Origin of the sequence: Streptomyces sp. IBSBF 3136, assembly GCF_036815105.1 — a bacterium.
In the GTDB taxonomy this organism is placed as follows: Bacteria; Actinomycetota; Actinomycetes; order Streptomycetales; family Streptomycetaceae; genus Streptomyces.
This window is the reverse complement of record NZ_JAJSZC010000360.1, coordinates 1-5,036: the sequence shown is the minus strand read 5'-3', so window position 1 is coordinate 5,036 and position 5,036 is coordinate 1. Positions and strand designations below refer to the sequence as shown.

Here is a 5,036-nt window from a genome sequence, read left to right as displayed (position 1 = left end):
GCCCCGCGCCCGCCCCTGCGACGCAGGCCCTGACTGCCACCGCTGAAGGGCCCTCCCGGTGCGCCCGTCCCGGGGGCCGGGTGGGCGTGCGGGAGCGGACCGGATGTGGGCAGTACCGGCGGACCGGTCGGGGCCGTCGTGCGGGCATGAGGGAAGCCGGTGCCGGCCGCCGGCCCTGCGTTGCCGGGCAGGGCAGCTGTTGTACGCCCGGGCGGCCCCGTCCCGCCCGGGCGAGGCCGAACCGGGAACTTCCCTGCATGAGCGAACCGCAGCCGGGCAGACACCGGCCCGAGCGTCAGGGTCTCAGCAGTCCGCCCACCCACCAGTCGTGCGGCTTGCCGTCGTTGGCGATGCCGCGATTGCGCAGTGTCCCTTCGACGGTGAACCCGAGTTTCTCGGCGACGGCACGCGAGCCGGTGTTCCCGGCCATGGCCCACCACTCGATGCGGTGGACGTCGAGGGTGGCCCAGCCCCAGTCGCACAGGGCCCGAGCGGCCTCGACCGAGTACCCGCGTCCGCGCTGTTCCTTGACCGCCCAGTAACCGAGCTCCCATACGCCGCGGCTGAGGAGGGTCAGGCAGTACGAGCCGACCAGGGCGCCGGTGTCTTTGCGGAAGGCGCCGAGGGTGTAGTCCCTGTCCTCGGCCCACTGAGCGGGCAGCTTCTCGCCGACGAGCTTTTCCGCGTCCGCACGCCGGTACGGCACTGGCACCGGGGTGTAGAACTGGATGTCCTCGTCCTGGCAGGCTTCGTACACCGCATCCACGTCGGCAGGTGTGAAGACCCGGAGCACCAGACGGTCGGTCTCGAGCGTCACTGAATCCATCGCGGCAGTATGACCACGATGAACGAGCGGCGACCAGCGAATTTCCTGACCGAGCACCCCCAGCACAACACCCCGGGCGGTGGTGTCGGCGGCTGGCGGCGCCGAGGGGCTGGGCGAGATCGGTCCGGTTCACCGCGGGGCGAGCGGTCTCGATCAGAGTGGCCCTCGTCGGGCGACTAGCTCCTCGCATCCGGCGCGGCGGCTGTCGGCTACGTCCTGCGTGTCGACCCGGCACGCAGTCCCGGCTCTTCCGTGTGGCCCCGCACCGATCGGGGGCCCGTTGCGCCGTGTCTTCTGCTGAGCGAGTCTCTGTGTCATCCCTTTGACGACATCACACTTGTCATCCATTGGACGACGTGCTACAACGGTGTGTGTGAGGCGCATTGGCAGCAGTTACTGCCTGGCTCTTGTGGAGGTGTTGTCCGATGTTGATGCGCACCGATCCCTTCCGTGAACTGGACCGGCTGGCCCAGCAGTTGATGGGCCCGGGTACCTGGTCGCGGCCGTCCGCGATGGCGATGGACGCCTACCGCGAGGGGGACGAGTACGTGGTGGCCTTCGATCTGCCCGGCGTCAAGCCCGAGGCCATCGACATCGACGTCGAGCGGAACATGCTGACCGTCAAGGCCGAGCGCCGGCCCGCGCCGAGGTCCGACGACGTCCAGATGGAACTGTCCGAGCGGCCGCTGGGTGTCTTCTCCCGCCAGATCGTGCTGGCGGACACCCTGGACACCGAGCGCATCGAGGCCGACTACGAGGCCGGGGTGCTCACCCTGCGGATCCCGATCTCCGAACGCGCCAAGCCCCGCAAGATCGCCATCGGCGCGGGATCGGACCGCAAGGAGATCTCCGGCTGAACCCGGCCGGTCCGGGCTGTCCGGGCGCCGCAGGACGTGCACCCAGCCCACCCCTCTGCTCGTCCTTCGTGTCATACCCGAAGAAGCCGAGGAGGCTGTAGAGGGGTGGCGGCCGGCGCGACCTGGACGCCGGCCGCAAACGCTCCCGCCCGGTGCGGTCACGTGGCCGCACGGCAGCAGGCGGCGGGAAACGAGAAGGCACGGCCCGCACAGGGGTCCCGTCCTGCCGGGCACACACCCGCCCCCCCGGTGAGTGTGCCCGGCAGGCGGCACACTCACCGGGGGAAGGGCTCCGCCCCGATCCGCAGAAGGGCCGATCCGTCCCGCAGCCGTGGCTCTCGCCTGAGCTGGCGGTGGCGCCGGACGCTCATCGCCCTGCACGGCGACTGCCGGGCTCCGCTTCCGCCTTCCTGCTCCCGTTCTTCGCAGGGCCCACCCGCTGTTCGCCGAGCTCCCTGTCTTCGCCCCCGATCGTCCCCGGCCCCCGACCGCTCCACTCGTTCACTCTGTTCCCGGTGCCCGTGCGCCCTGCCGGGCACCCCATACCGCCCTCCGCGAGAAAGGTGACGTCCAGCAGTGTTCTCCGACCGGCGTGTACCCCTGCAGCAGCTGCCCGTGCCCGCGATGACGTATGAGCAGATGCTGGAGAAGGTCCGCTACGAAGGCGCTTACCCCACCCGGGAACGGGCCGAGGAAGCCGTGCGTCTGGTCCTGGCAGGGCTGGGGCGCCAGGTGACGGGTGACGAACGCGTCGACCTGGCCGCCCGCCTGCCGGAGGAGGCCGCCCGCATTCTCACCGGGCAGATCCCCGCCATCGAGCCGCTGACAGGCTGGGCCTTCGTCAAGGACCTCGCCGCCCGCGCCGACGCCCCCTTGGCCACCACCCGGTGGGACACCGGGTCGGTCCTGGCCACCGTCGCCGCCCTGGCCGGCCCCGACCTGCTCACCCGCATCCTGCGCGGGCTCCCCGGCGGTTATGCGCTGCTGTTCGGCCGGGCCGAGCTCACCCGGGCCGCCTGACCCGGGGTGCGGGGCCGGCCACGCGCTGGGTGCACATGGCAAGGCGCAGGCTCCTCGGCCGGTCTTGGCCCGCTCCGGGACTGTTCGGTTCGGCGTGAAGGCCCGGCCGACCCGGAACGGGGGGAGGAGGGGGCCGGAGGCGGAGGCGGAGGCCCCTGTCCGGCCCCGACCCGGCAGGCGGTGTTCGACCATGGGAGATCCCGTCGGCTCCCGTACCACCGCCCGTCGGATCGAGGCCTCGCCCCCACAACCGCCCACGACATCTGCCCGGGGGCGAGGTACGCCGTGCAGGCTGGGCTGTCCGCCGGCTGGGTGCTCGTCAGTAACGGCCTCGACAACTCCCACCCGTGTAGGGCCTGCTGTCCGCGAGAGTCGCCCGGCGGGCCTGGTCGCCGGCGGCCCGGTATCGGCCGCCGTTGCGCTCCGTGACGGCATCACTGGCTTGGCGCCCCTCTCCTGGAGGAGACGACCACCCCGCGGGCAAGAAGCCGGGCAGCTGCTGCTGTTCCTGCTCGTCGAAGGCGAGGGGACGCCCCCGCTCTGAGCGAGGCCCGGCTCCGGCCCCGTGACCCGGGGACGCAGCCGCAGCCGCAGCCGCTGGCGCTGGGACCCGGGACTGGTTCACGGGGCCGTGCGCTCACCGCAGCCTGACCGGCATCGGGCACAACGTGCCGACGGGACGCGCCGACTGCGTCCGTCCAGGCGGTCGTCGGCCTGGGCCGCTTCGACCGGCTCCGCGGCAACGCCGCTGGGGTGTACGGCTGGTGAGGACGCGTGCCGCGGCTAGGATGAGACATGAATTCGAACTCCTCGCATGATGGAAGCAGTTGGGCTCGGCGGCGTACTGCGGTTGTGGCTGGTCTGCTGGGTGCGGCGGCCCTCGGGTGGATGGCGGTCGCGCTGAGCGTGCACGCGACCGGCTCGGCGGCACCGGATCCCGACAGCGTGACCGATACCGACCTGGCCCGGCTGGGCGCCGCCGTCATGGCGGCCATTGCGGCGGTGGCCACCGGACTGTGGTGGCGGCACTGGGCGGTCCTGCGTCGGCCCGCGTTCGCTGGTGGCTGGGCGCGGGCGGCGTTCGCCGTCACGGCCGTCCATTCGCTGTTCGTCCTGCCGGTGATCGCGCTGGCCTCCTGGGACTGGAAGGTCCCGGCGATCGTCTTCACGTGCGCGGTGCTTGCCACCGGAGTGCGGGAAGCTGTCGGGGGGCGCGAAGCCGCCGACGTGGCCGGCCCGGCCGTTGAGGTGCTCGGCCTGGGGTGAGGGGATCTCGCCTGTGGGCGTGGGGTCCGGCGGCATGAAGTGCCCAGATAGCCCGCCGCCGGGCAGGGAAGGGTCCGGGTGCCCGCGTCGGCGCCGAGCGGTGCTGGGCGAGCGTCCAGGACACGAGACCACAGGCCGTCGCGTCACCCGGTCCTCTTCATCGACTCCTCCGTGCCCCCTGCGCGCGCCTGGTGCACACGGCGAGCGCCGGGTACTCGGCGGCACGGCGCGAAGAGGCGCCGCCCCCGAGCAAGGGAGGCGTCATGACGCATGCGCGACATCATGACCCGCCGGCTGGTGACCGTAGGGCCGCAGGCGTCGGTGACGGCGGTGGCCCAGAAGATGCGGGATGAGGACATCGGGGCAGTCCTGGTCATCGAGGACGACGAGCTGCGCGGACTGGTCGGCGACCGCGACCTGGTAGTTCGCGCGCAGGCGGAGGGCGGCGACCTGTAGCACACGAGCGTCGCCTCGGCCTGCAGCGGCGAGCTGGTCACGGTAACGGCCGACGAAGACCTCGATCATGCGGTGGACCTGATGCGCGAGCACTCCGTGCGCTGCCTTCCGGTCGTGGCGAAGGGCCACCCGATAGGCATCATCTCCCTGGGCGACCTGGCGATCGAACGGGACGAGGAGTCGGCGCTCGGCGACATCAGCGCGGCCAAGCCAAACCAGTAGCCCCCACCGCTGGCGAACAGGAACATGGCCGGGCAGGTGCGGATCGACGCGCCTGCCCGAACGCGTGGTCGGGCAGCGACGCTCTATGCGGTGGCGCGCGCTGTTCAGTGGCGCGCCGGCCGTCATTGCCTCCCGTGTGTGGCCCGCTCGCCCTCAGGCTCCCGGCCCTCGGCCGGGCATGCGCTGCCATTCAGCTCCGGGGCTCCTGCTTTCCCCGGTGCACGGTGTCAGGCGGCGGGCCCGAGGTGGGGAGCTGGCCCGCGGTGGGAAGCCGGCCACCTGTTGGCGCCGTCGTGTATCAGTCGTCGAGTGCTTCGGTCAGGGTGGGGTGGCAGTCGATGACGGTGTCGATGCCGACGATTTGCAGGGTGCGTTGGACGGCGTGGGTG

At 71.9% G+C, this 5,036-nt stretch carries 4 protein-coding genes and 1 pseudogene; 4 read left to right on the top strand and 1 reads right to left on the bottom strand.

What is annotated here, in order from left to right; translation table 11 throughout:
* Positions 1-295: 295 nt before the first annotated feature.
* Complete coding sequence (locus tag V7E45_RS38665; RefSeq protein ID WP_333778961.1) at positions 296-826, bottom strand: GNAT family N-acetyltransferase; 531 nt, start codon at positions 824-826, stop codon at positions 296-298.
* A 425-nt stretch (positions 827-1,251) separates the two neighbouring features.
* Between V7E45_RS38665 and V7E45_RS38660 the strand changes: the two genes are divergently transcribed.
* From V7E45_RS38660 to V7E45_RS38645, 4 genes and pseudogenes are all read left to right on the top strand, one after another.
* Positions 1,252-1,683: an Hsp20/alpha crystallin family protein gene (locus V7E45_RS38660; protein ID WP_333778960.1), complete on the top strand. Its 432-nt coding sequence runs from the start codon at positions 1,252-1,254 to the stop codon at positions 1,681-1,683.
* 576 nt (positions 1,684-2,259) lie between these two features.
* The gene (locus V7E45_RS38655; protein ID WP_443056352.1) at positions 2,260-2,703 is read left to right on the top strand and encodes a DUF2267 domain-containing protein; all 444 of its coding nucleotides are present in this window, start codon (positions 2,260-2,262) and stop codon (positions 2,701-2,703) included.
* An 888-nt stretch (positions 2,704-3,591) separates the two neighbouring features.
* The gene (locus tag V7E45_RS38650) at positions 3,592-3,969 is read left to right on the top strand and encodes a hypothetical protein (RefSeq protein WP_333778958.1); all 378 of its coding nucleotides are present in this window, start codon (positions 3,592-3,594) and stop codon (positions 3,967-3,969) included.
* Positions 3,970-4,239: 270 nt separating this feature from the next.
* Positions 4,240-4,647: pseudogene (locus V7E45_RS38645) on the top strand (CBS domain-containing protein).
* Positions 4,648-5,036: the final 389 nt, after the last annotated feature.